At 51.8% G+C, this 24587-nt stretch carries 22 protein-coding genes; 11 read left to right on the forward strand and 11 right to left on the reverse strand.

Annotated features, from left to right (window positions below; all coding sequences use genetic code 11):
* Positions 1-12 precede the first annotated feature (12 nt).
* Complete coding sequence (locus JK198_RS00175; protein ID WP_212707958.1) at positions 13-891, forward strand: zinc ABC transporter substrate-binding protein; 879 nt, start codon at positions 13-15, stop codon at positions 889-891.
* Positions 892-938: 47 nt separating this feature from the next.
* Here JK198_RS00175 and ykgO read toward each other — a convergent pair whose 3' ends face one another.
* The 4 genes from ykgO to JK198_RS00195 form a co-directional block, all read right to left on the reverse strand.
* The gene (gene ykgO, locus JK198_RS00180; RefSeq protein ID WP_212707959.1) at positions 939-1079 is read right to left on the reverse strand and encodes a type B 50S ribosomal protein L36; all 141 of its coding nucleotides are present in this window, start codon (positions 1077-1079) and stop codon (positions 939-941) included.
* Positions 1080-1084: 5 nt separating this feature from the next.
* Entirely contained in the window at positions 1085-1348 is a 264-nt protein-coding gene (locus tag JK198_RS00185; RefSeq protein ID WP_212707960.1) for a type B 50S ribosomal protein L31, read from the reverse strand.
* 169 nt (positions 1349-1517) lie between these two features.
* On the reverse strand, positions 1518-4652 hold the full coding sequence (locus JK198_RS00190) for an efflux RND transporter permease subunit (RefSeq protein ID WP_212707961.1): 3135 nt from the start codon (positions 4650-4652) through the stop codon (positions 1518-1520).
* A 40-nt stretch (positions 4653-4692) separates the two neighbouring features.
* Positions 4693-5862 (reverse strand): efflux RND transporter periplasmic adaptor subunit, encoded by a 1170-nt coding sequence (locus JK198_RS00195; protein ID WP_212707962.1) that lies wholly within the window; start codon positions 5860-5862, stop codon positions 4693-4695.
* Between the two features lie 175 nt (positions 5863-6037).
* Between JK198_RS00195 and acrR the strand changes: the two genes are divergently transcribed.
* Positions 6038-6670: a multidrug efflux transporter transcriptional repressor AcrR gene (acrR, locus tag JK198_RS00200; protein WP_212707963.1), complete on the forward strand. Its 633-nt coding sequence runs from the start codon at positions 6038-6040 to the stop codon at positions 6668-6670.
* Positions 6671-6689: 19 nt separating this feature from the next.
* On the opposite strand, the gene rsmS is transcribed toward acrR, so the two are convergent.
* Together rsmS and priC are read right to left on the reverse strand one after the other, a co-directional pair.
* Positions 6690-6860: a pleiotropic regulatory protein RsmS gene (gene rsmS / locus JK198_RS00205; protein WP_212707964.1), complete on the reverse strand. Its 171-nt coding sequence runs from the start codon at positions 6858-6860 to the stop codon at positions 6690-6692.
* Between the two features lie 237 nt (positions 6861-7097).
* Positions 7098-7616 carry a primosomal replication protein PriC gene (gene priC / locus JK198_RS00210; RefSeq protein WP_212707965.1) on the reverse strand — a complete coding sequence of 173 codons (519 nt, stop codon included), beginning with the start codon at positions 7614-7616 and terminating at the stop codon, positions 7098-7100.
* Positions 7617-7956: 340 nt separating this feature from the next.
* On the opposite strand from priC, the gene apt reads away from it, so the two are divergent.
* From apt to JK198_RS00250, 8 genes are all read left to right on the forward strand, one after another.
* Positions 7957-8508, forward strand: a complete 552-nt coding sequence (gene apt / locus JK198_RS00215; protein WP_212707966.1) for an adenine phosphoribosyltransferase — start codon at positions 7957-7959, stop codon at positions 8506-8508.
* A gap of 185 nt (positions 8509-8693) precedes the next feature.
* Complete coding sequence (dnaX, locus tag JK198_RS00220; protein ID WP_212707967.1) at positions 8694-10655, forward strand: DNA polymerase III subunit gamma/tau; 1962 nt, start codon at positions 8694-8696, stop codon at positions 10653-10655.
* A gap of 54 nt (positions 10656-10709) precedes the next feature.
* Complete coding sequence (locus JK198_RS00225; RefSeq protein ID WP_048911719.1) at positions 10710-11039, forward strand: YbaB/EbfC family nucleoid-associated protein; 330 nt, start codon at positions 10710-10712, stop codon at positions 11037-11039.
* Positions 11039-11644: a recombination mediator RecR gene (recR, locus tag JK198_RS00230; protein WP_212707968.1), complete on the forward strand. Its 606-nt coding sequence runs from the start codon at positions 11039-11041 to the stop codon at positions 11642-11644. The genes JK198_RS00225 and recR overlap by 1 nt, the downstream gene beginning before the upstream one ends.
* Positions 11645-11742: 98 nt before the next feature.
* The gene (gene htpG / locus JK198_RS00235; protein WP_249212906.1) at positions 11743-13617 is read left to right on the forward strand and encodes a molecular chaperone HtpG; all 1875 of its coding nucleotides are present in this window, start codon (positions 11743-11745) and stop codon (positions 13615-13617) included.
* 292 nt (positions 13618-13909) lie between these two features.
* Positions 13910-14554 carry an adenylate kinase gene (adk, locus tag JK198_RS00240; RefSeq protein WP_212709044.1) on the forward strand — a complete coding sequence of 215 codons (645 nt, stop codon included), beginning with the start codon at positions 13910-13912 and terminating at the stop codon, positions 14552-14554.
* A 121-nt stretch (positions 14555-14675) separates the two neighbouring features.
* Positions 14676-15635, forward strand: a complete 960-nt coding sequence (hemH, locus tag JK198_RS00245) for a ferrochelatase (protein ID WP_212709043.1) — start codon at positions 14676-14678, stop codon at positions 15633-15635.
* 65 nt (positions 15636-15700) lie between these two features.
* Positions 15701-17002 carry an inosine/guanosine kinase gene (locus JK198_RS00250; protein WP_212709857.1) on the forward strand — a complete coding sequence of 434 codons (1302 nt, stop codon included), beginning with the start codon at positions 15701-15703 and terminating at the stop codon, positions 17000-17002.
* Positions 17003-17048: 46 nt separating this feature from the next.
* On the opposite strand, the gene ybaL is transcribed toward JK198_RS00250, so the two are convergent.
* Complete coding sequence (gene ybaL, locus JK198_RS00255; protein WP_212709041.1) at positions 17049-18734, reverse strand: YbaL family putative K(+) efflux transporter; 1686 nt, start codon at positions 18732-18734, stop codon at positions 17049-17051.
* Positions 18735-19171: 437 nt separating this feature from the next.
* Positions 19172-19600, reverse strand: coding sequence for a PACE efflux transporter (locus tag JK198_RS00260; protein ID WP_212709040.1), 429 nt, complete (start codon positions 19598-19600; stop codon positions 19172-19174).
* Between the two features lie 94 nt (positions 19601-19694).
* On the opposite strand from JK198_RS00260, the gene JK198_RS00265 reads away from it, so the two are divergent.
* Positions 19695-20561, forward strand: a complete 867-nt coding sequence (locus JK198_RS00265; protein WP_212709858.1) for a LysR family transcriptional regulator — start codon at positions 19695-19697, stop codon at positions 20559-20561.
* Here JK198_RS00265 and ybaK read toward each other — a convergent pair.
* The 3 genes from ybaK to JK198_RS00280 are packed head-to-tail and all read right to left on the reverse strand — an operon-like array spanning position 20558 to position 24477.
* Positions 20558-21037, reverse strand: coding sequence for a Cys-tRNA(Pro)/Cys-tRNA(Cys) deacylase YbaK (gene ybaK, locus JK198_RS00270; RefSeq protein ID WP_212709038.1), 480 nt, complete (start codon positions 21035-21037; stop codon positions 20558-20560). The two genes, JK198_RS00265 and ybaK, sit on opposite strands and share 4 nt — an antisense overlap.
* A gap of 49 nt (positions 21038-21086) precedes the next feature.
* Positions 21087-21890 carry a TraB/GumN family protein gene (locus JK198_RS00275; RefSeq protein WP_212709925.1) on the reverse strand — a complete coding sequence of 268 codons (804 nt, stop codon included), beginning with the start codon at positions 21888-21890 and terminating at the stop codon, positions 21087-21089.
* A gap of 37 nt (positions 21891-21927) precedes the next feature.
* Complete coding sequence (locus JK198_RS00280) at positions 21928-24477, reverse strand: copper-translocating P-type ATPase (protein ID WP_212709859.1); 2550 nt, start codon at positions 24475-24477, stop codon at positions 21928-21930.
* Positions 24478-24587: the final 110 nt, after the last annotated feature.

The raw sequence follows: 24587 nt of genomic DNA on the forward strand, positions 1-24587 counted from the left end.
CAGGAACATCTGATGAAAAAATTGATTCCGGCCTTACTGGCTTGTTGCGCTGTTTTTACTCCGGCAGCAATGGCCGGTACCGTCCACGTCGTCGCCAGCTTTACAGTACTGGCAGATATGGTCAGGCAAATTGGCGGGCAGTATGTTGAGGTTAAAAGCCTGGTCGGGCCGGACGGCGACCCTCATACCTTTGAACCGGCACCACAGGACAGTGTTGCTCTGGCTAAGGCCGATGTGGTGGTAATCAGCGGATTAGGTCTTGAAGGCTGGATGGAACGTCTGATCCGGGCATCCGGTTATCAGGGGAAAGTGATTGTTGCTTCTCAGGGGATTACTCCGCTGACCATGACAGAAAACGGCAATAAGGTGACGGATCCCCATGCCTGGAATAGTATGGCTAACGGGGTGATTTATGCGCGTAATATCAGTCAGAGTCTGCAACAGGCAGACCCGCAGGATGCTGCTGAGATCCGGCGACAGGGGGATGCCTATATCCGGCAACTGGAAAGTCTGGATCATTGGGCACAGAGTAAATTTGCCGCTATTCCGGCCAGTAAACGGCTGGTATTAACCAGTCATGACGCCTTTGGCTATTTCGGCGACCGTTACGGGGTAAAATTCGTCTCGCCGATTGGCTTTAATACTGATGAAGAAGCCAGCGCATCCGGTGTGGCGGCCCTGATTAATCAGCTAAAAAGTACCGGCATTCATCGCTACTTTATAGAAAATCAGACCGATCCACGGCTGGTTCAGCAAATTGCCGCCGCAGCCGATGCTACTCCCGGCGGAGAACTGTACCCTGAAGCGTTATCTGACGAGCGAGGACCGGCAGCGACTTATCAGCAGGCTTTCCGTCTGAATGTCGATCAACTGCTGAAAAGTATGCAGTAACTGCGCCTGTAAAAAAGCGGCCTTTAGCAGGCCGCTTTATATCGTGTTCAGCGTTTCTTTTTTCTGCCCTGGACAGCGTTAAAGCGCGGGTTTGATTTACAGATCACAAATACCCGGCCATGGCGACGGACCAGTTTACAGTCAGGGTGTCGCTGTTTTGCAGACTTCAGGGAACTGAGTACCTGCATATCTGTTACTCCGCGGTTTTACTTCCCAGGAAACGGCCGTAACGCTGCTGGAATTTGGCGGCGCTGCTGTCCTGAGAAATAGTTTTCTGTTTGCCCGTATAAAAGCTGTGAGACGCTGAAGAGACGTCTAAGGTGACATATGGGAAAGTTTCCCCCTGGTATTCAATGGTCCGTTCGGTTTTGATGGTTGAACCGACCTTAAAATATTCATTCGCTGATGTATCGTGAAACACTACCGGGCGGTAGTAAGGATGGATATCTGGTTTCATTACTGCCTCTTAATTGTTATGTTATAACATAACTGCATTATGGCGATGACCACGGATGAAGGCAAGTGCTAAAAACGATTGTTTTACAGCATCAGGGGGGAGTGACTGAATTAAAGGAAAAAAAAGAGGCTGCATCTGCAGCCTCCTGAGTGTGTTTTACCGGAAACGGTTATTTCTCTGTGTGTTGTTCCGTGGTTTTACTGTTGCCAAAACGGCGGCGAACCACAACAAAGAACACCGGAACCAGGAAGATAGCCAGGCAGGTTGCGGTAACCATACCACCGATAACCCCGGTACCTACTGCATTCTGGGAGCCGGAACCTGCACCGGTACTGATGGCCAGTGGCAGTACCCCAAGGATAAAGGCCAGTGAGGTCATCAGAATTGGGCGCAGACGCATACGTACGGCTTCCAGGGTCGACTCAATCAGTCCTTTACCGTCTTTATCCATCAGGTCTTTAGCAAACTCAACGATCAGTATGGCGTTTTTCGCTGACAACCCGACGGTAGTCAGTAGTCCGACCACGAAGTACACGTCATTACTTAATCCCCTGAGAGTGGTGAACAGCAAGGCACCAATAATACCCAGCGGAACCACCAGCATGACAGAGAACGGGATAGACCAGCTCTCGTACAGTGCTGCCAGGCACAGGAACACGACAATCAGCGAGATAGCATATAACGCCGGCGCCTGGTTACCTGACATCCGTTCCTGATAAGACATACCGGTCCACTGGTAACCGATACCGGCAGGCAGTTTCGACGCCATTTGCTCCATCAGCGCCATGGCTTCACCAGAGCTTTTGCCCGGTGCCGGCTGTCCGAGGATTTCCATTGATGGTAAACCGTTATAGCGCTCCAGGCGTGGCGAACCGTATTGCCATTTCGCCGAAGAGAAGGCAGAGAAGGGTACCATCTGTCCGCCGGAGTTACGCACGTACCATTTATTGATATCGTCCGGCAGCATACGATCGCTGGCCTGTGACATCACATAGACTTTTTTCACGCGACCGCGGTCAATAAAGTCGTTGACGTAACTACCGCCCCAGGCAGAGCCCAGTGTGGTATTGATATCAGAAATAGATACGCCAAGTGCGTTAGCTTTTTCCTGATCAATCATCAGTTTGTACTGCGGTGTATCTTCCAGCCCGTTAGGGCGGACACCCACCAATACATCCGGATGCTGGGCAGCCATACCTAACAACTGGTTACGTGCTTCAGTCAGTTTTTCATGGCCCAGGTTTGCCTGGTCGATAAGTTCAAAGTCAAACCCGGTGGCATTACCCAGTTCGATAATTGCTGGCAGGTTAAACGGAATAACAAAAGCATCTTTGATCTGACCTAAAGCGGCCATTGCCCGTCCGGCAATCGCCGGTACCTTATTGTAACTGCCGGAGCGTTCATCCCAGGGTTTCAGGCTGACAAAGGCAATACCGGTGTTTTGTCCGCGGCCGGAGAATCCGAAACCGTTAACCGTAAACACAGACTGCACATTATCTTTCTCTTTGGTCAGGAAGTAGTTGGTGATCTGATCCATGACCTTCTGAGTACGTTGCTGGGTGGCTCCGGCCGGTAACTGCGCCTGGGCCAGCAGCAGGCCCTGGTCCTCATCCGGCAGGAAGGAACTTGGCAGTTTGGCAAATAACCATACCATCCCGACAACAATGACCAGGTAAACCACCAGATAGCGCCCGGTACGGCGAATAATGTGGCTGACACTGTTAACGTAGTGGTTAGTACTCTTGTCAAAAATACGGTTAAACCAGCCAAAGAAACCTTTGTCTTTGGCATGATCACCGGGTTTCACCGGTTTCAGGATAGTTGCACATAATGCAGGCGTCAGAATTAAGGCAACCAGCACTGACAGCACCATCGCAGAGACAATAGTGATGGAGAACTGACGGTAAATAACCCCGGTAGACCCGCCGAAGAAAGCCATCGGGATAAATACGGCCGACAGAACCAGTGCGATACCGACCAGTGCTCCCTGAATCTGTTCCATCGATCGTTTGGTGGCTTCTTTCGGGGGGAGCCCTTCTTCAGCCATCACACGTTCGACGTTCTCCACCACCACGATGGCATCATCCACCAGCAAACCGATGGCGAGTATCAGCCCGAACATCGTCAGGGTATTTATCGAGTAACCGAAAGCATTCAGGATGGCAAAGGTACCCAGTAATACCACAGGAACCGCGATCGTCGGGATCAGCGTTGCGCGGAAGCTCTGCAGGAACAGATACATGACCAGGAACACCAGCACGATAGCTTCGAACAGGGTTTTTACCACTTCAAAGATAGAAATCTTAACAAATGGCGTGGTGTCATACGGGTAAACGACTTTCAGGCCGTGGGGAAAGAAAGGTTCAAGCTTAGTCAGCTCTGCTTTCACCGCAGCCGCAGTGTCCAGCGCATTCGCCCCGGTAGCCAGTTTAATCCCTAAACCTGCAGCAGGCTTGCCATTATAGCGGGCGATAACTTCATAGTTTTCCCCCCCCAGTGCAACCTTCGCCACATCTCCCAGCGTCACCCTTGAACCATCGGTGTTAACTTTTAACAGGATTTTGCTGAATTCTTCAGGAGAGGTCAGCCGGGTCTGGGCAATGATTGATGCATTAAGCTGCTGACCAGGCACGGCAGGAGTACCACCTAACTGTCCGGCCGCTACCTGGGCGTTCTGGGCTTTAATTGCAGCAATAACATCAACCGGAGTCAGCTGATAGTTATTCAGTTTTGCCGGGTCCATCCAGATACGCATCGCATACTGGGCGCCGAACAACTGGGTATCACCTACCCCGGGAGTACGGCTGATAGGATCCTTAATGTTGGATGCCACATAGTCGGCAATATCATTCTGGTCCATGCTGCCGTCAGTGTTGACGAAGCCGGCAACCATCAGGAAACTGCTGGAAGACTTCTCAACGCTGATCCCTTGTTGCTGTACTTCCTGAGGCAGTAATGGCGTTGCCAGCTGAAGTTTGTTCTGTACCTGAACCTGGGCGATATCCGCATCGGTTCCGGCAGAGAATGTCAGGGTTAACTGCAATGTCCCGGAAGAGTCACTGCTGGAAGACATATACAGTAAACCATCAATCCCGTTCATATTTTGTTCTATGACCTGGGTAACGGAATCCTGTAAAGTTTTTGCATCAGCACCCGGGTAAGTTGCCTGAATCTGAATGGCCGGAGGAGCAACCGCAGGGTATTGCTCAATCGGGAGATTCAGAATCGACAACGCGCCCGCCAGCATCACAATGATGGCGAGGACCCATGCAAAAATCGGGCGATCGATAAAGAACTTAGCCATGAATCAGTGGCTCCTGTTAATACGAAAATTTTTCAGAGAATTACTGTGCATTACTGTCAGAGGTCGCGTCTGGTTTCACTTCCTGTGGTGTGACCTGAGCACCTGCTCTGGCACGCTGCAGGCCGACAGTAATGACTTTGTCACCGGATTTCAGTCCCTGAGTCACCAGCCACTGATCGCCAATGGCCTGGGCTGCCGTTACCTGACGGACTTCGACCTTATTATCACTGCCAACCACCATCGCCGTTGCCTGTCCGGTCGGAGTACGGGTTATGGCTTGCTGTGGTACTAACAAGGCATCAGGGTTGGTCCCTTCTTCCAGTCTGGCGCGGACAAACATACCGGGTAACAGTGTATGGTCAGGGTTCGGGACAATTGCCCGTAAAGTAATGGAACCGGTGGTCTGGTCAACAGTGACGTCGGAAAACTCCAGAGTCCCGGTATGCTTAAAGACAGAACCGTTATCCAGAACCACAGAGACTTTAGCTTTGCCATTGACCTGCTGTAACTGGCCGGATGCCAGCTCGGAGCGCAGGCGCATAAACTCATCACTCGACTGGGTAACATCGACATACATCGGGTCCAGTTGCTGAACGGTTGCCAGCGCAGTGGTCTGACCATTCTGCACTAACGCACCTTCAGTCACAGAAGATTTACCGATACGCCCGGAAATAGGAGAGCTGACTTTGGTATAGGCGAGGTTAATACGGGCCGATTCTACCGTGGCTTTTGCTGATTGTACTGCGGCAGCATTTTGTGCCGCGGTGGCAACCGCCGTATCATAATCCTGCTGACTGATATATTTGGTGCCAAGTAATGGCTGATAGCGGCGTACGGTCAGATTAGCGATACGGGCATTCGCCTGAGCTTTGGCTAAATCACCGAGGGCACTGTCATACGCGGCCTGGTAGGTTGCCGGATCAATCTGATATAACGACTCCCCGGCCTTGATATTACTTCCCTCAATGAAATTACGTTTCAGGATAATACCGGAAACCTGCGGACGAACTTCCGCGACCCTGTAGGCCAGCGTACGGCCTGGCAATTCAGTGGTAATGTTCAGAGGGGCTGTTTGTAACGTAACCACACCTACTTCCGGGGCAGCCTGCTGACCGGATTGTTGTGTGTTGTTATCACACCCGGTGAGTGCCACGCTCCCGGAAAACATCAGGATGGCCGCCAGAGGTGACAATCCTCTGTTCTTTTTCATAAATAAACCTCTAAGTATCCGGAATTGATCGAGCCACAGCCCTGAAGTATAGCGGTCTGTAGCTGTGTAATTATACAAACCATGTTATAGTACATATATACATGAATGTATGTAAATCCTTATATTGCCCTCTGGCAGGGTATATAACCCCTGATCCTATAAAGACAAACTTTCTATGGCACGAAAAACTAAAGAACAGGCGCTGGAAACCCGAAATCAAATTCTTGATGCTGCGCTCCACTGCTTTTCCACACACGGGGTGTCTTCTACCTCCCTGTCAGATATTGCAACCCGGGCGGGGGTAACACGCGGGGCGATTTACTGGCACTTCAAAAATAAAATCGACATCCTTAATGAGATCTGGCTGCAATGTGATGAGCATCTGGATGAACTGGAACTGGAATATCAGAAACAGTACCCGGATGATCCTCTTGCACAGATGAAAGCTTTACTTGTCACACTGTTACAATCTACGGTGAAAGATCATTCACGGAGAGCATTGATGGAAATTATATTCCATAAATGCGAGTTTGTCGGGGAAATGGAAACATTCCAAAAAATACAGCAAACCGTGTTATTGGAATGTTACCCAAAGATCGAAGCTTCATTACGTAAATGTGTATCCGCAGGTCAGCTTCCCGAAAAACTCAACACCCGCCAGACCGCAATTATTATGCGCAGCTATATCAGCGGACTGATGGAAAACTGGTTATTTACACCGGCGAGTTTCGACTTAGAAAAGGATGCGCCAGAGCTGGTCGAAGCTTTTATTGATATGCTTCGTTTTAGTCCGGCGCTACAGAAATAAGCCGATGACACCAGTTGTTTTATCCCGCTGGTGTCGCTTTCTGTTCTTCATTATCCCGCCTGGCGATATAATCCTTTTTGACAATTTCCAGGGCACTTAGCACCACCTGTGCCGGTACCTGGTTTTGTTCCAAAAGCATAATTAAATCAACAGCAAGTTTGACCTCTTCAGGTGCAGATTCCAGCGACATAAAGTTAACCTGTTATGTAAAAAAGTGATTTACCGGTATGTGCGATCAACCGGGGTTAATTGATATTGCCGGTCATTGTTACCCCTGCCGGAATTAAGGAAAAATACAGGCAAGGCGGTGTCTGATGGTTAACCATGGCCTTTCCGGAAACCGGGTCACAGACACCTTGCGGGCAGCCCCTGAGAACAGTGACCAACTATAGCCAGTCAGGCTGATGCATTTCAATATCGGGAGGAGTTAATTACGCAGGGATGCCTGCCAGTGGCTCTCACGTAAAGCGTGACGACAGCGGGCCAGACGCTGCTCAAGGACAGAGATATGTTCTGCAATAAGCTGCTGTTGTTGCAGGGTATCGGCGGTATTCAGTTGCTGTTCCTGTTGTTCTATCATCTCGCACAGGCGTGCTTCATAGCCACGTTGTTGCTGATATTTATCAAACCAATAGCTGGCGCTGGTCGCGGGCGCGGGCTGACGACTGTCCAGACTACTGAGTTCCCGTTGCATGGCCTGGCACTGATCAACCATCCGTTGTGATAACCATTGAAAAGGGGGCGACTCACTATCAGACATTGCTTGCAGGGCCAGCAGATGGCAGCGAATTTGCTGAATATAGTCCAGTAATCGGTGGCCGCGATCAGCAAATAACAGGGGGTCAAAACGTTTTTCCCGGCAAACAGGATTACCTGCCAGCTCCGCCTGCTGCTGTAACTGTGCTAATAAGCGCCTAAACTGGGTGATAACTTTTTCTTTCTTCATGTTCTTTATTTATGTCCGGGATGACCTGTTAGCAAAATGACTGGCGCAGCAATGATAACTGCCGGTCACTGACACTGTCGCAGTTATTTCCCGGGAGGCCTTCCCGCACAGAGCGATTGCTTATCAGACAGGGAGTGATTATTGTAATCAGACGTCCCCGGGTGCTGAAAGGCAGTATAAAAAAGCACAAGTCGGGTGTCTGAGGTTGCAATTGTTTTGCAGTTTGCTTAGATTTGTCCGTTTTCGTGTGCAGTCCCCCCGAATATAACGTTACCGGCCAGCTTATTTTAGCGGACCGGTCGGGTCTGCGCGTTACTGAGAATTCACCAGGCGTACCATTATGAGCGTAACTGAGCAACAGCTTGAATCGATTAAAAACAGCATTAAAAGTGTTCCCGACTATCCGAAACCAGGGATCCTTTTCCGTGATGTTACCGGACTGCTGGAAGATGTAAAAGCCTATTCAGCGACCATTGATCTGCTGGTTGAGCGTTATCGTGGCAAAGGTATTACTAAAGTTGTGGGTACCGAAGCCCGTGGTTTTTTGTTTGGTGCTCCGGTGGCTTTAGGGCTGGGTGTAGGTTTTGTTCCGGTACGTAAACCCGGCAAATTACCCCGTGAAACCTACCGTGAAGAATTCACTCTTGAATACGGTACGGATGTGCTTGAAATGCATACCGATGCAGTGAAACCAGGCGATGTGGTACTGGTTGTCGATGATTTGCTGGCGACCGGTGGTACCATTGAAGCGACTGTAAAACTGATCCGTCGTGCCGGGGCTGAGGTACATGATGCGGCTTTCGTGATTAATTTATTTGACCTCGAAGGGGAGTCCCGTCTGGAAGCGATGGGTATTAACTGCTTCAGCGTGGTTAACTTTCCCGGCCACTGAGTTACCTGTTCCCCGTATCTGCCTGTGACCTAAACTTATAGGCAATGGGCCGGGTGGCTGATACACTAGGCAGCGCAATAACGGGGCCGGAATGTCCCGTTATCCGCCGCTATAGATTCGAGATGCAGTGGCGCCAGATTGGGGTGCTGCATGATGTGTTAACCCTATCCAGTGACTAAAATTCCATGAGTTATCAGGTTCTTGCGCGAAAGTGGCGGCCTCAGGTTTTTGCTGATGTTGTCGGCCAACAGCATGTTTTGACCGCGCTGGCCAATGGTTTGTCATTGGGCAGACTCCACCACGCTTATCTTTTTTCCGGTACCCGCGGCGTGGGAAAAACCACCATTGCCCGGCTGCTGGCCAAAGGGCTGAATTGTGAGCAGGGCATTACTGCCACACCCTGTGGTCAGTGTGAAAACTGCCGTGAGATTGAACAGGGGCGGTTCGTTGATCTGATTGAGATCGATGCGGCTTCCCGGACTAAAGTCGAAGATACCCGGGATCTGCTGGATAATGTGCAATATGCACCGGCCCGCGGACGTTTCAAAGTTTATCTGATCGATGAAGTACATATGCTGTCGCGGCATAGCTTTAATGCGTTACTGAAAACGCTGGAAGAGCCGCCGGAGCATGTCAAATTCCTGTTAGCCACCACTGATCCGCAAAAATTACCGGTGACCATTCTCTCCCGCTGCCTGCAGTTTCACCTGAAAGCACTGGATGTGGAACAAATCAGTCAGCAGCTGACCCATATTCTCAGCCAGGAACAGATCCCCGCAGAGGCCAGGGCATTGCAGTTACTGGCGCGTGCAGCTGATGGCAGTCTGCGTGATGGCCTGAGTCTTACGGATCAGGCGATTGCCATGGGGCAGGGTGCTGTGACCACCGATACTGTTGCTGCGATGCTGGGGGCACTGGACAGCAGTCAGCCACTGGCCTTAATTGAAGCTCTGGCCAGCGGCGAGGCTGAGGCGATGATGGAGCAGCTGCAACAAGCGGCCAGCCGAGGTGTAGAGTGGGAAGTGCTGCTGGTAGAAATGCTGCGTTTGTTACATTGCATCGCAATGCTGCAACTGTTACCGGGCACACTGAATGAAGAGTTTGTTGCCAGTGAACAGCAACTGCGTGAACTGGCGAGAAAATTACCGCCGGAAGAAGTACAGCTTTATTATCAGACATTGCTGATGGGCAGGAAAGATCTGCCACTGGCCCCGGACCGTCGTATGGGGGTGGAAATGACACTGCTGCGTGCGCTGGCTTTTCATCCGCTGGCGGTGACTGAACCTCGCAGCGCTGAGCCGTTCAGGGGGCCTCAGACAGCGGCGCCTGTCGCCGTATCAGCACCCGCGGCCGCTTCCCCGGTGGCCTCTGTGACCGGCAGCCGGCCGCAACAGAGTACGGAACCGGAGAAAGCACCGGAGAAAACACCGGCGAAAGCAGATACCACCAGCCAGCTATTACAGGCCCGTACCGAGCTATTGCGCAGGGGGGCCTCCGGCGCAAAAAAGACTGAGCCGGCGGTGCCTGACGCGCAGCCGGCGCAGAGTGCACTGCAGCGACTGGCCGCAGTGACCGGGCAGGGACGCCAGGCCCGGTCAGCCAAAACTTCCGCGGGCAGTCAGCCGGAGAAAAAAGAAAGTTACCGCTGGACGACCCGGCAACCGGAGACAGAGAGTACTCAGCCGGTGGCGACGCCGAAAGCATTACGCAGCGCACTGGAACATGAAAAAACACCGGAACTGGCTGCCAGACTGGCGGATGAAGCACAACAGCGTGATGCATGGGCCGCAGAAATTGCCAGCCTGACACTGCCGAAACTGGTTCAGCAACTGGCGCTGAATGCCTGGAAGCAACAGCAGGGTAATGCCGTGTCTCTTCATCTGCGTTCGTCCCAAAGTCACCTGAATTCGCCTTCAGCCCGTAAGGTACTGGCGGAGGTTTTATCTGCCGCGGCAGGTGAAACGGTTGAACTGACTATCGAGACCGATGATAATCCGGCAGTACTGACGCCACTGGAATGGCGGCAGGCGATTTATGAAGAAAAGCTGACGCAGGCGCGCCAGTCGATGGTCAATGATCCTTATATCAGGACATTGCAGACGTTATTCGATGCGGATCTGGATGAGGAAAGCATCCGGCCCGTGTAATCATGCTGCAGGTCATCATCAGGATGGCTGTGGCCTAAGCAGAGAGAGAGAACTATGTTTGGTAAAGGTGGTCTGGGCAACTTAATGAAGCAAGCCCAGCAAATGCAGGACAAAATGTCTCAGGTTCAGGAAGAGATCGCTGCACTGGAAGTGACCGGAGAGTCCGGCGCTGGTCTGGTAAAAGTCACCATCAATGGTGCACACAACTGCCGCCGTGTAGAAATTGATCCAAGCCTGCTGGAAGATGACAAAGATATGCTGGAAGACCTGGTTGCTGCGGCATTTAATGATGCAGCGCGCCGGATTGAAGAGACCCAGAAAGAAAAAATGGCGTCGGTATCTTCCGGTATGCAACTGCCTCCCGGCTTTAAGATGCCATTCTGATGCAGACAAGCCCGCTGCTGGAATCCCTGATGGAATCCCTGCGTTGTCTGCCCGGTGTCGGGCCTAAGTCAGCGCAGAGAATGGCTTTTCACCTGTTACAGCGAGATCGTAGCGGCGGGATGCGTCTGGCGCAGGCGCTGACCCGCGCGATGTCGGAAATTGGTCACTGTGCTCACTGCCGGACATTTACCGAGCAGGAGATGTGTACTATTTGCACTAATCCACGGCGTCAGCAAAATGGAGTCATCTGTGTGGTGGAAAGCCCGGCGGATATCCATGCTGTGGAGCAGACCGGCCAGTTTTCCGGACGCTATTTTGTCCTGATGGGGCATTTGTCGCCATTAGACGGTATCGGGCCCGGTGATATCGGGCTCGATCTGCTGGAACAACGGTTGCAGAACGAAGCCATTACTGAGGTGATTCTGGCGACCAACCCGACCATTGAAGGTGAAGCTACCGCCAATTATATTGCCGAACTTTGTCGTCAGTATTCGGTGGAAGCCAGCCGCATTGCTCACGGTGTCCCTGTCGGCGGTGAACTGGAAATGGTTGACGGTACGACCCTGTCACATTCTCTTGCCGGACGGCAAAAGTTCAAATATTAATCGCTTGCTGATGTTCCTGTTGAACATCAGCTTGAAATTCTGCATATCATCCCCATCTAACATCCAGACATTAGTTAATCCTGATTTTTGAGGTATCAATGACAATGAAAGGACAAGAGACTCGTGGTTTTCAGTCAGAAGTAAAACAACTTTTGCAGCTGATGATCCATTCGCTCTACTCAAACAAAGAGATCTTTTTGCGCGAGCTTATTTCTAACGCCTCTGATGCGGCAGATAAGCTTCGTTTCCGTGCCCTGTCTGACGCCGGCCTGTATGAGGGGGACGGTGATTTACGGGTCCGTATCTCAACAGACAAAGAAAAGCGCACTCTGACTCTGAGTGATAACGGTATCGGTATGAGCCGTGAGGAAGTTATTGACAACCTGGGGACCATTGCTAAATCAGGTACCCGTGCTTTCCTTGAGTCAATGGGCTCTGATCAGGTAAAAGACAGCCAGCTGATTGGTCAGTTCGGGGTGGGCTTCTACTCGGCATTTATCGTTGCCGATAAAGTGACTGTCCGTACCCGGGCGGCAGGTGCACCTAAAGAAGACGGTGTGTTCTGGGAGTCTGCCGGTGAAGGTGAGTACACCCTGGCCGATATCGAGAAAGCGGATCGTGGTACCGAAATTACCCTGCACTTGCGTGAAGGTGAAGACGAGTTCCTCGACAGCTGGCGGGTGCGTAATATTGTCAGCAAATATTCTGACCATATCGCGTTACCGGTTGAGATAGAAACCAAAGATGAAGAGAACGATACAACCCACTGGGAGAAGGTGAATAAAGCTCAGGCTTTGTGGACCCGTAATAAGTCAGATATTACTGACGAAGAGTATAACGACTTCTATAAACATATTGCCCATGACTTCACCGATCCGCTGATCTGGAGCCATAACCGCGTTGAAGGTAAACAGGAATATACCAGTCTGCTGTATATCCCGGCCCAGGCGCCATGGGATATGTGGAACCGTGATCATAAACACGGACTGAAACTGTATGTTCAGCGTGTATTTATCATGGACGATGCAGAACAGTTTATGCCGAACTACCTGCGTTTTGTCCGCGGTCTGATAGATTCAAACGATCTGCCGCTGAACGTATCCCGTGAAATTCTGCAAGACAGCCGTGTTACCCAGAGCCTGCGCAGTGCTCTGACCAAACGTACCCTGCAGATGCTGGAAAAACTGGCCAAAGATGATGCCGCCAAATACCTGCAATTCTGGAAAGCGTTTGGTCTGGCACTGAAAGAAGGTCCGGCCGAAGATTCATCGAATCTGCCGGCAATTGCTAAACTGTTGCGCTTTGCATCGACCCATAACGACAGTTCAGAACAGACAGTGACTCTGGAAGACTACATCAGCCGGATGGCGGACGGTCAGGAGAAAATCTATTACATCACTGCTGATAGTTACGCTGCTGCGAAAAACAGTCCGCATCTGGAATTGTTCCGCAAAAAAGGCATCGAGGTGCTGTTGCTGTCTGATCGCATCGATGAGTGGATGATGAGCTATCTGACGGAGTTTGATGGTAAATCTTTCCAGTCGGTCAGCAAAGCCGATGATTCACTGGATAAACTGGCCGACGAAGAAACCGACCAGCAGAAAGAAAGTGAAAAAGCACTGGAACCTTTTGTTGAACGTGTGAAAACGCTGCTCGGTGACCGGGTGAAAGACGTGCGCCTGACCCACCGTCTGACGGATACCCCGGCGATTGTGGTGACTGATGCCGATGAAATGAGTACCCAGATGGCGAAGCTGTTTGCAGCTGCAGGCCAGGATGCACCGGAAGTTAAATATATCTTTGAAATTAATCCGGACCATCCGCTGGTGAAACAGGCGGCAGAGACCACTGATGATGCCCGTTTTGCTGACTGGACTGAATTACTGCTGGATCAGGCCCTGTTCGCTGAACGCGGGTCACTGGATGATCCTAACCAGTTTATTCGTCGTATGAACCAGTTGCTGCTGGGATAATTCGCCTCTTCAGGCCATTATTCAGATAACGGCAGTCAGATAGCGCACCCTTATACCGGGTGCGCTTTTTTTTGACGTCTTTCTGTGTTCGTGGTGAGCAGGTATAAAGCCGCAGAGATGGAGGGAGATCTGTATCCCGTCGGATGTTACGCATAACAAGCCGTCTTTCTGTACAGTTCCCCTTGTTTAGCAGGCTGACAGCCGCTCCTGTCCTTGTGGAGAACCGGACATAATGGTATGTTTTTGCCCTTCTGAAAGTTTATTAAACGCGATTCGCAAGAGGTATTACGCAATGCGTATTATTTTGCTCGGTGCTCCGGGTGCAGGTAAAGGAACTCAGGCTCAGTTCATTATGGAGAAATACGCTATTCCGCAGATTTCTACCGGTGATATGTTACGTGCGGCAGTCAAAGCGGGCACGGAGCTGGGGCTACAGGCCAAAGCCATTATGGATGCTGGCAAGCTGGTAACAGATGAACTGGTGATTGCACTGGTTAAACAGCGTATTGCGCAGGACGATTGCAAAGCAGGTTTTCTGCTGGATGGCTTTCCCCGTACTATCCCGCAGGCAGATGCGATGAAAGAGGCCGGTATTGCTGTCGATGTGGTGCTGGAATTTGCGGTACCTGACGATATCATCGTTGACCGTATTATCGGTCGCCGCGTACATGCCCCTTCCGGACGCGTTTATCATGTCAGCTACAATCCGCCGAAACAGGAAGGGATAGATGACGTGACCGGTGAAGCACTGACAACCCGGAAAGACGATCAGGAAGAAACTGTCCGTCAACGGCTGGTGGAATACCATCAGATGACCGCGCCGCTGATTGCTTATTACAGCAAAGAAGCAGCAGAAGGTCGTACCCGCTACCAGAAAATTGACGGTACCCGTCCGGTATCTGAAGTCAGTAACCAGCTGGCAACTATCCTCGGGTAATCCCTGTGCGGGCCGGATCTGCCGGTTCGCAATCTTAACGATAGCAGCAATTGCTTTTCCCTTCGCCAGGATCCGCTACAATATCCCCTTCACTGTATCAGCCTATTATCAAGGAATTACTATGAGGCAAGATAAGCCGGGCGTACTGCTGGTTAATTTAGGCACGCCTGATGCACCAACGCCATCTGCAGTAAAACGTTACCTGAAGCAATTTCTCAGTGATAAGCGGGTAGTTGATGTACCGCGGCTCATCTGGTGGCCTGTATTAAATGGTGCCATTCTGCCGTTACGTTCACCGAGGGTGGCAAAACTGTATGCCTCTGTCTGGATGGAGGAAGGTTCACCGCTGATGGTATACAGCAAACGTCAGCGCGATGCTCTGGCAGCAAAAACCGATATGCCGGTTGCCCTCGGCATGAGTTACGGTAATCCCTCGCTGACCAGTGCTGTAGAACAGTTGCTGGAGCAGGGTGTGACACGGCTGATTGTATTGCCGCTCTATCCGCAATTTTCTTCCTCAACGGTTTCAGCGGTCTGGGATGCCCTGTACCGGATTTTCCTGCCGCGCCGCAGCATGCCGGATATTCAGTTTATCCGTGATTATGCGACCCACCCCGGTTATATCGCGGCCCTGAAAGCCTCGGTGGAGCGGTCATTTGCTCTGCACGGTCAGCCGGATGTACTGCTGCTTTCCTTCCATGGTATACCGCAGCGCTTTGCGGACCAGGGCGATGATTATCCGCAACGCTGTGAGGATACGGCCCGTCAGCTGCGTGACGCTCTGGGGTTATCAGAACAGCAACTGATGATGACTTACCAGTCGCGTTTTGGTCGCGAGCCATGGCTGATGCCTTATACGGATGAAACGGTGAAGTCTTTACCCGGTAAAGGGATCCGTCATATTCAGGTGATGAGCCCCGGATTTTCAGCCGACTGCCTGGAAACGCTGGAGGAAATTAATGAACAGAACCGTGAATTCTTTCTGCATGCCGGCGGCGAGAAATTTGAATATATTCCGGCACTGAATGATGATGATTTGCATATCGACATGATGTTGCAACTGGTCAGCCAGTACCGATGAAATATCCGTTAATCGCCGGGATTATGCTAGTATTCGCGCTTTATTCCTGCGATTAACAGAAAAACATGAAATTTCCCGGTCAGCGTAAGTCTAAACATTATTTCCCGGTCAGTGCCAGAGACCCGTTATTACAGGCCGCACCGGCCGATTCAGAAACCACATCCCCGGTGGTAGGTATTGACCAGATTATGGTGGATATCGAGGCTAAGGTTGATGACAGCTTTATCGAACGGTACGGGCTAAGCCGCGGACACTCGCTGGTGATCGAAAATGATGTGGCTGAAGCGCTTTATCAGGAACTGTTTAACGGACAGCTGATCAGTCATCAGTTTGCCGGTGGTACTATCGGTAATACACTGCATAACTACTCGGTGTTGTCTGATGATCGTTCAGTACTGCTGGGGGTGATGTGTAACAATATCAGGATCGGTGATTACGCTTACCGTTATCTGTGTAATACCTCCAGCAAAGTCGATTTAAACTATCTGCAGGGTGTCTGTGGCTCTATCGGCCGGTGCTACACCCTGATTGGTGAACATGGCGAGCGTACCTTTGCCATCAGCCCGGGGGATATGAATCAGCTGCAACCGGAAAGCATCACTGAACAGGTGATTGCAGATGCCTCAGTACTGGTGCTGACATCCTACCTGGTACGGGCAAAAGAGGGTGAACCTATGCCTCAGGCCACCATGAAAGCGATTGAATATGCGAAAAAGCATCAGGTGCCGGTGGTTCTGACCCTGGGGACACGCCACGTGATTGCCGATAACCCGCAATTCTGGCGTGATTTTCTGCGTGATCATATTTCGATTGTGGCAATGAATGAAGATGAAGCCTGTGAACTGACCGGAGAATCAGATCCTTTGCTGGCGGCGGATAAAGCACTGGAATGGGTTGATTTGGTACTCTGTACCGCCGGCCCCGCGGGGCTGTATATGGCCGGCTTTACCGAACAGGAAACCCGGCGAAAAACTAATCTGCCATTACTTCCGGGAGCAATTCCGGAGTTTAACCAGTACGAATTCAGCCGTGGGATGCGTCGTCAGGACTGCCGGCAGCCGGCAAAGATATATTCACATATTGCGCCTTATATGGGCGGTCCTGAAAAAATAATGAATACTAACGGAGCAGGGGATGGTGCTCTGGCGGCGGTATTACATGATATTTCGGCAAATAACTATCACCGTCAGAAAGTCCCGAACTCAAGTAAACATGTGCAGCAGTATCTGACCTATTCTTCTCTGGCTCAGGTCTGCAAATATGCAAACCGGGTCAGCTATCAGGTACTTAACCAACACTCACCACGCCTGAGCCGTGGTTTACCGGAACGTGAAGACAGCCTGGAAGAAGCTTACTGGGACCGCTGATCAGTATCTGCCCGTCAGCCCATACCGCGGGCTGACGGGCAGGGTATCAGATAGCACATTCTCTTAACGGTTGCTGTTCGATATCCGTTTCCAGAATATCCAGCATGCTATTGGCAATTTCCCGCTCGCCCATAATCACGCGGTTTGCGCCGTGTTCCAGAATGTAGGTCACCTCATCGTCATAATGGGCACGGGCAATAATGGCAATATCCGGCCGTTTTTCCCGTGCTGCCGCAATAATCTCTCCGGACTCGTAACCATTCGGAATGGTCAGCAATAGCCAGCGGGCACAGTCAAGGCGGGCCACATCCATAATTTCACTGCGGGCCGCATTCCCCGAGACTGCGGGAACTCCCTGTTCACGAACTACCTCGACGCGAGCCCTGGTTGTTTCTATGACCACCACCGGAATGCGCAGATTCTGTAATTTCTGGCACAGAAGGCTGCCGACACGTCCGTACCCTACGATAACCGCATGGTCGCAGATTTCCAGCGGCACCATAGGCTCTTCTTCTTCAGAGACCGGCTGGGCCGGATCGACCTGCTGTTCTGTTTTCATCAGATAGCGTTCGGCCAGCGAGAACATCACCGGGTTGATCATAATCGACATGATGGCTGCTGCCAGTACCAGGTTACGCCCATCGTCGTTCAGTAGTCCGAGCGATACCCCCAGTCCGGCGAGGATAAATGCAAACTCACCAATCTGCGCCAGGCTGACAGAGATTGTCATCGCGGTACGCCGGGTATGGCCGAGCCAGGTGACCAGCAGCCAGGCAGCCACGGATTTCCCGAACAGAATAATTGCCAGGGCACCCAGTACCGCCAACGGCCTTTCTATCAGGATATGCGGGTCAAACAACATGCCGACCGAGACAAAGAACAGCACCGCGAAGGCATCCCGCAGCGGCAACGTATCATGGGCCGCCCGGTGGCTGAGTTCAGACTCATTAAGGACCATTCCGGCAAAGAATGCACCCAGCGCAAAGGAGACATCAAAAAATTCGACGGCACCGAAAGCGATGCCCAGGGCCAGAGCCAGTACCGCGAGGGTAAATAGTTCCCGTGACCCGGTCGCGGCACTTTTTGCCAGAATCCACGGGACTGCGCGGCGGCCAAAGACGATCATAATCACCATAAAGGCCACGACTTTGCCGATGGTGATCATCAGATCCCATAACAGCAGGCTGACGCTGGCATTCCCCTGTTCCATCATGCCTGCGATAGCCGGTAACAGCACCAGAGTTAACACCATCACCAGGTCTTCGACTATCAGCCAGCCGATGGCAATACGTCCGCGCTGGCTGTCAACCAGCTGACGTTCTTCCAGCGCCCGCAACAGTACAACGGTACTGGCCGTAGATAAGCAAAGCCCGAAGACCAGCCCGGTCATCAGGCTCCAGCCGAGGGCGTAAGATAGTCCCATCCCCAGTAAAGTAGCGACAATAATCTGCGCAATAGCTCCGGGGATGGCGATACCCTTTACCGACATCAGGTCTTTAAGAGAGAAATGTAACCCGACGCCGAACATCAGCAAAATGACGCCCAGTTCTGCCAGCTCCGGGGCCAGGTTTGTGTCGGCAACAAACCCGGGGGTAAAGGGACCCGCCAGCACGCCTGCCAGTAAATAACCGACCAGCGGAGAAAAACGGAGCTTATTAGCCAGCATGCCGAGCAAAAAAGCCAGCACCAGTGCGCCAACAATAGTGGTGATCAAAGGGGTGGAATGGTGCATTGTCTCTCCTTAATGGCCTGGCAATCCCTGCTCCGGCCGCGGACGATGGGGCAAATCAATCGATAAAATAAAAAAGGGTTATTTATCAAAAATAGCAAAAAAAACCATAATCAGGTGGAAAATTACGCTTCTTTATACAAAATAGTTAATTTTTCAGCATTAACAATGAATAACAAATAGCGTGGCGGAAAGCAGACTAACGAAAATCAGGCGTAAGGACAAACAGCGCCTGCGAAAGATGAGAGATTGATGATATTTTTTTTGATTTATGAATAAAGCGGCAGATTTATACAATCATTAATTCAGCTGATAAACAGAAAACCGGCGGCCATAAAACTATTTTCTGTGTTGCCCGCAGCAAAGTTACCCGTTTTTCCTGCTCCGGGGAAAGCTGATATCAGCTTTCCCCGGAGCAGGCATTGCTGGCCCGCTCTGCATCAGCGGTTACTGCGACGCACCAGAATTGCGTTTATCAGTTTATCCCAGCACCAGTTAAACAGATAAGTATAAGGCAGATAGAACAACAGAAAGCCAATATCCAGCATCAGCGCAGACAGCAGGTCCAGACTCAGCATCATTGCGGTGACCGGAACCGCAAATACCACAAAACCGCCTTCAAAACCGACCGCCTGTACTATACGTACCGCGGGGCTGCGCGGATTCTGTGGCGGATAAAACCGGTCAAAAAAGATATTAAAAATCAGGTTCCAGACCATCGCTGACAGGGACAAAACGATAGCCGTCATGCCGATCCCGGTAACAGGTTTATTCATAATCCATGCTGCGCCGGGGATGGTAATCAGTAAGGCAAAAAATTCATAATTAATGGTATGTAATAAACGCTCAGTCGCTGAACGGGTACGCATTTTTATTCACTCCGCAAAGATGTAACGCATATTTTCACAGGATGTACAAAAAGGGTAAAATGACTAAGTATCGTAAAAACCGATAGGTCAGAATATGCGTTATTCACCGGAGTCACTCGAAGCCTTTGTCCAGACGGTATCCAGCGGGTCGTTCTCTGCGGCGGCCCGCTACTTAGGAAAAAGCCAGTCAACCATCAGCGCAGCAGTGGCCCGGCTGGAAGATGATATGGGGTTCTTATTATTCGAGCGTAGCGGGCGGCAACCGGTACTGACGGAAGAAGGCTTACGGGCCCTTGCCCGGGTAAAAGATATTTTGGCTGCCAGCCGCAGACTGGATGACCTGGCTATCCGGCTGTCACGGGGTATAGAACCGCGGCTGACCCTGGCTATTTCAGATGTCTGGCCGGCAGATCACCATGAGGTATTACTGCACCGTTTTGCGGACCGTTTTCAGGATATTGAGTTCGAATGTATGGTCGCGGAAGACGACGATGTGCTGGATTTATTACAGATCGGTCGTGCGCATCTTGGTGTTGTCCGTGAGCAACCTGCGCTGTCCCCGGAACTGGAGGCACGACGCTTGCAGGTACTGGTAAAAATGGGCATTTATATACACCATCAACACCCGCTCGCGGCGGAGACGTCATTAACCGGCCCGAGGCTGAAACAGGTACGCCAGTTACGGCTGAATACCTGGATCCGTCCTGCGGAAAATAAAGCGGAGGGGCAGTCATGGTCTGCATCTTCTTATCTGTTACTACTGGATATGGCAGAACAGGGCTTTGGCTGGAGTACTTTGCCCTGCTGGATGGTTCGGCAGTTCGGACGTGGTGTATTGCAGGAGCTGCACCTGGCAGGCTGGCAGCAGGAAAGCCGTATGGATGTGATCTGGTCAACCCGCCATCCGCCGGGACCTGCCGGCTACTGGATGATTGACCAGTTATGTCAACAGAAAGATTAATCGTGACGGGCAATATCTGCAAAGGATGCGGTCAGTAACGCGGCCAGATCCGCCGGTGCCAGTGAAATGTCCAGACCGCGCTTACCGCCGGAAATATATATTTCCGCCTGTTGTGAGGCACTCTGATCAATCACGGTCGGCAGCCGTTTTTTCTGACCCAGCGGGCTGATCCCCCCGACCAGATAACCGGTTACCCGCTGTGCGAGTTGTGGATCGGCCATATCCGCTTTTTTTGCTGACAGAGCTTTGGCGACTTTTTTCAAATCCAGTTGTCCCGACACCGGAGTAACCGCTACCGCGAGATTTTTACTCTCACCGTTCAGGCTCACCAGCAGTGTTTTATAGACCTGCGAAGGATTGAGTTGCAGTTTACGCACCACTTCATCCCCAAAACTGGTTTCATTACTGTCATGGTCATAGTGGTGGATAAGAAATTTAATCTTCTGCTTTTCCAGCAGATTGATAGCGGGGGTCATAACGAGTCCTTTTTTACCAGGTAAAGCCGAAAACAGGGGCCGGCGGAGCTTACTGTACCAACATGGCGGGGAGGTTATCATCACCATAAAGATGCAGAGCACCTACCGCCACCAGATAGCGACCGGCATCCAGCTGACTGAGCTGCTGTTTCCATGCCAGATTACGTTGCCTGATCAGCGTGTCATTTAACGGATTACTGAAGGTGGAAGGCAGCAGTGTGGCTGCGGTTTTTTTGCGGGGCGGCCCTTCGACCCACCAGCTGATCATGGTCTGTAACAGTCGGGCATTGGTATGCCAGTGTTGTAATGAATCACTGAGTAAGGCAAGGCCATCATCGGGTAAACGGGTCAGCAAGGCTAACTGGGTTTCAGCCCCTTCCAGCTCGATCACCGGTTTATTTATGGTCTTAGCCGCCTGTAGCAGCTGGTAATCAATACCGTATTCTGGTCGCAATCCCAGCCGTTCAGCCTGACGACTTTGCAGGATCAGGGCAATCTGCCAGGCCGGTAAATGTTCGATAGTCGCTCGCGGAATATTATATTCTGCACAGCGTTTCTCCAGTTCAGCGGTCAGTGCAGCAGTAAAGCGTTCAGTGAGTCCCGCCCGCTCTCCGGGGGGATTCAGGGGAGAAGGCGCGGACAGTATATCCGCTTCAACGATCAGCGCATCAGCGGTACGCAACTGGTTTAGCAGTGGCGCGGGTAGCGGGGACATATTACGGGTTCCCATATGAATGCTGCCCACCAGATGGATCCGGCAGTGATTGACCTGCAGATCTGTGGCCGGCCAGGAGTAACTGACCGGCATAAGTATCTGCCGTAGTTTTTGCAGCGCTTTCCACAGTGTCACCATGACCGGAGATCCTGTAATTACATTCGATAATACTATGCTAGTCATTTCCTCCGTTCAGGGACAGCTTATTCTGCTGAGGTAAACGGTAACGTAACAAGCGGTTAGCATTTGTCACCACAGTGACAGAGGATAATGCCATCGCGGCCCCGGCGATTACCGGGTTCAGTAAGGTACCGGTCAGTGGGTAGAGCACTCCGGCGGCGACAGGGATCCCCAGGCAGTTGTAGACGAAAGCACCAGCCAGGTTCTGTTTCATATTTCTCAGGGTGGCGACAGAAATCATCAGCCCGTCAGCCACCGCCTGTAAATCCTTACGCATCAGTGCCATGCTCGCTGTTTCGATGGCAATGTCGCTGCCGCCTCCGATAGCAATACTGGTATCGGCACAGGCCAGGGCCGGGGCATCATTAATCCCGTCACCGACCATGGCAACACGGTGGCCAGCCTGCTGTAAGGTTTTTATAGCTAATGCTTTTTCTTCCGGCAGTACCTCGGCAATCACCTCGCTGATGCCCGCCCGATCGGCAATCACCTGTGCGGTTTTTTGCCGGTCACCGGTCAGCATCACAACCTTATAGCCACGTTTTTTCAGCAGACTGATCACGCCAGCTGCTTCCGGGCGCAGCGGATCACTTACCGCGATCACCGCCGCCAGTTGTCCGTCTATAGCCAGTAATACCGGCGTTTCTCCCTGCTGTCCGGCGTTCTTCAGGCTGTTTTCGGCCGCAGTAATATCCACGGCTGCTTCGGTCAGCAGACGCTGATTACCCAGCAACAACGGGTGGCTGCCACTGGCTGCTGACAGTCCTTTCCCGGCAAGGGTGGTTAACTGGCTGACTGGCTGAAATTCAGTGCCGGCTGCCCGGTTTTTTATGGCTGTCGCCAGCGGATGTGCTGAGTGTTCTTCCAGACCTGCGGCATAACCGAGGATCTGTTGTTCAGAAAACCCGTTAAATGTGGTGATCAAAGTCACTGCAGGCTGACCGGTGGTCAGTGTACCTGTTTTATCAAATACCACCGTATCTGCACTGCTGGCTTGTTGCAGGGCATCGGCATCTTTGACCAGGATCCCTGCCTCTGCGGCCCGGCCGACTCCGGCAATGATCGACATCGGGGTGGCCAGCCCCAGAGCACAGGGACAGGCGATAATCAGCACCGTGGTGATGACCACCATACTGTAGGCAAATTGTGGTGCCGGGCCGGCCAGATACCATACCAGTCCGCTAAACAGGGCGATAAGGATCACTACAGGTACAAAGACGGATGAAATTCTGTCGGCCAGCTGACCGATCTTCGGTTTACTGCTTTGGGCATTTCTGACCAGCGAGATAATCCGCGCCAGGGCGGTATTTTGTCCGGTGGCAGTAGCCCGAAAACTCAGGGTGCCATCGCAGACCAGGGTTCCGGCACTGACCTTATCATCGGTGGTTTTTTGCTGTGGCCAGGCTTCACCCGTCAGCATCGATTCATCAATCAGTCCCTGACCGGCATCAATAATTCCATCCACCGGAACACGATCCCCGGCCCGTAACCGCAGTCGCATACCCGGCTGAATCTGGCTGACCGGCAACGACACATCCCCGTCATCTTTCAGGACCGTGGCTTGCGGCGGGGTCAGGTCAAGCAGTTTCTCCAGCGCCTGTGAAGAGTGCTGTCTGGCGCGTTGTTCCAGGGCATGACCGAGGTTAATCAGGCCAATAATCATGGTGCTGGCTTCAAAATAAAGATGACGGGCAGGTTCCGGGAAACTATCAGGGAACAGTACGACTGTGGCTGAATAGGCCCATGCCACAGCCGTTCCCAGGGCTACCAGAGTATCCATAGTGGCGCTGCGGTTACTCAGGCTTTTCCATGCACTGCGATAAAAATGGCCGCCGGCGATAATCATTACCAGCAGGGTCAGCAGACCGATAAGCTGCCATGTCAGCCGGTTATCTGCGGTGAGCATCATATTTCCGCTGCTCATGCCCCAAATCATCACCGGGATCCCCGTCAGTAGCGCAACAGCAGACTGCCAGCTATAGCGAATAAAATGCTGACGTGAAATTTGTTGTTGTTGTTCGCGACGCTGGTTGTCATCGCTGATCACTATCCCCTGGTAACCGGCGTCACTCACTGCCTTCAGCAGTGCCTGCGGATCGGCAGGCCCGCTGACCAGCGCACTGCGGTCGGCCAGATTAACCCGTGCCTGACGGACATGAGCGACCTGGTTCAGTGCTTTCTCCACCCGGCTGACACAGCTGGCACAACTCATTCCGTCAATCAGTAGCTGAACCGTCTGTGGGTTATCTTCATCCGGGGAGGCCGGACGTTTTTTTTCCGCTGCCAGCCCGTCCGGCACGGGGTCAGTTGCTGTCAGCGGTTCAGGCTTTGGGTCGCGGTTACCCGGTTGCTGACTGGCATGGTAACCGGCCTGTTCAATGTCGCGGATTAACTCGCTGGCAGAGGCTGTTCCTGTGACGACCACCTGTTCCAGGGTCACCTCGGCAGTGGTAACATCACTGCGCTGTTCCAGTACTTCTTTGACACGTTTAACACAGTGGCCACAGGACAGGCCATCCAGCTGAAAAGTCAGAGTCTCAGACATAAGTAAATCTCCTTTATCAGGTCATCATAAGTCAGTCTCAGTGCTAAAAGTGTAAACCTTCCTGTAAGGTAAAGGTCAATAAAAACGATATGTTTAACCGGATCTCTGTC

It is taken from the genome of Tatumella sp. JGM91 (assembly GCF_018257575.1).
Classification (GTDB): Bacteria; Pseudomonadota; Gammaproteobacteria; order Enterobacterales; family Enterobacteriaceae; genus Tatumella; species Tatumella punctata.

Coding starts and splice junctions, on each gene's coding strand:
- JK198_RS00175 (WP_212707958.1), top strand. CDS start 13: ATGAAAAAATTGATTCCGGCCTTACTGGCTTGTTGCGCTGTTTTTACT.
- ykgO (WP_212707959.1), bottom strand. CDS start 1,079: ATGCAGGTACTCAGTTCCCTGAAGTCTGCAAAACAGCGACACCCTGAC.
- JK198_RS00185 (WP_212707960.1), bottom strand. CDS start 1,348: ATGAAACCAGATATCCATCCTTACTACCGCCCGGTAGTGTTTCACGAT.
- JK198_RS00190 (WP_212707961.1), bottom strand. CDS start 4,652: ATGGCTAAGTTCTTTATCGATCGCCCGATTTTTGCATGGGTCCTCGCC.
- JK198_RS00195 (WP_212707962.1), bottom strand. CDS start 5,862: ATGAAAAAGAACAGAGGATTGTCACCTCTGGCGGCCATCCTGATGTTT.
- acrR (WP_212707963.1), top strand. CDS start 6,038: ATGGCACGAAAAACTAAAGAACAGGCGCTGGAAACCCGAAATCAAATT.
- rsmS (WP_212707964.1), bottom strand. CDS start 6,860: ATGTCGCTGGAATCTGCACCTGAAGAGGTCAAACTTGCTGTTGATTTA.
- priC (WP_212707965.1), bottom strand. CDS start 7,616: ATGAAGAAAGAAAAAGTTATCACCCAGTTTAGGCGCTTATTAGCACAG.
- apt (WP_212707966.1), top strand. CDS start 7,957: ATGAGCGTAACTGAGCAACAGCTTGAATCGATTAAAAACAGCATTAAA.
- dnaX (WP_212707967.1), top strand. CDS start 8,694: ATGAGTTATCAGGTTCTTGCGCGAAAGTGGCGGCCTCAGGTTTTTGCT.
- JK198_RS00225 (WP_048911719.1), top strand. CDS start 10,710: ATGTTTGGTAAAGGTGGTCTGGGCAACTTAATGAAGCAAGCCCAGCAA.
- recR (WP_212707968.1), top strand. CDS start 11,039: ATGCAGACAAGCCCGCTGCTGGAATCCCTGATGGAATCCCTGCGTTGT.
- htpG (WP_249212906.1), top strand. CDS start 11,743: ATGACAATGAAAGGACAAGAGACTCGTGGTTTTCAGTCAGAAGTAAAA.
- adk (WP_212709044.1), top strand. CDS start 13,910: ATGCGTATTATTTTGCTCGGTGCTCCGGGTGCAGGTAAAGGAACTCAG.
- hemH (WP_212709043.1), top strand. CDS start 14,676: ATGAGGCAAGATAAGCCGGGCGTACTGCTGGTTAATTTAGGCACGCCT.
- JK198_RS00250 (WP_212709857.1), top strand. CDS start 15,701: ATGAAATTTCCCGGTCAGCGTAAGTCTAAACATTATTTCCCGGTCAGT.
- ybaL (WP_212709041.1), bottom strand. CDS start 18,734: ATGCACCATTCCACCCCTTTGATCACCACTATTGTTGGCGCACTGGTG.
- JK198_RS00260 (WP_212709040.1), bottom strand. CDS start 19,600: ATGCGTACCCGTTCAGCGACTGAGCGTTTATTACATACCATTAATTAT.
- JK198_RS00265 (WP_212709858.1), top strand. CDS start 19,695: ATGCGTTATTCACCGGAGTCACTCGAAGCCTTTGTCCAGACGGTATCC.
- ybaK (WP_212709038.1), bottom strand. CDS start 21,037: ATGACCCCCGCTATCAATCTGCTGGAAAAGCAGAAGATTAAATTTCTT.
- JK198_RS00275 (WP_212709925.1), bottom strand. CDS start 21,890: ATGGTGACACTGTGGAAAGCGCTGCAAAAACTACGGCAGATACTTATG.
- JK198_RS00280 (WP_212709859.1), bottom strand. CDS start 24,477: ATGTCTGAGACTCTGACTTTTCAGCTGGATGGCCTGTCCTGTGGCCAC.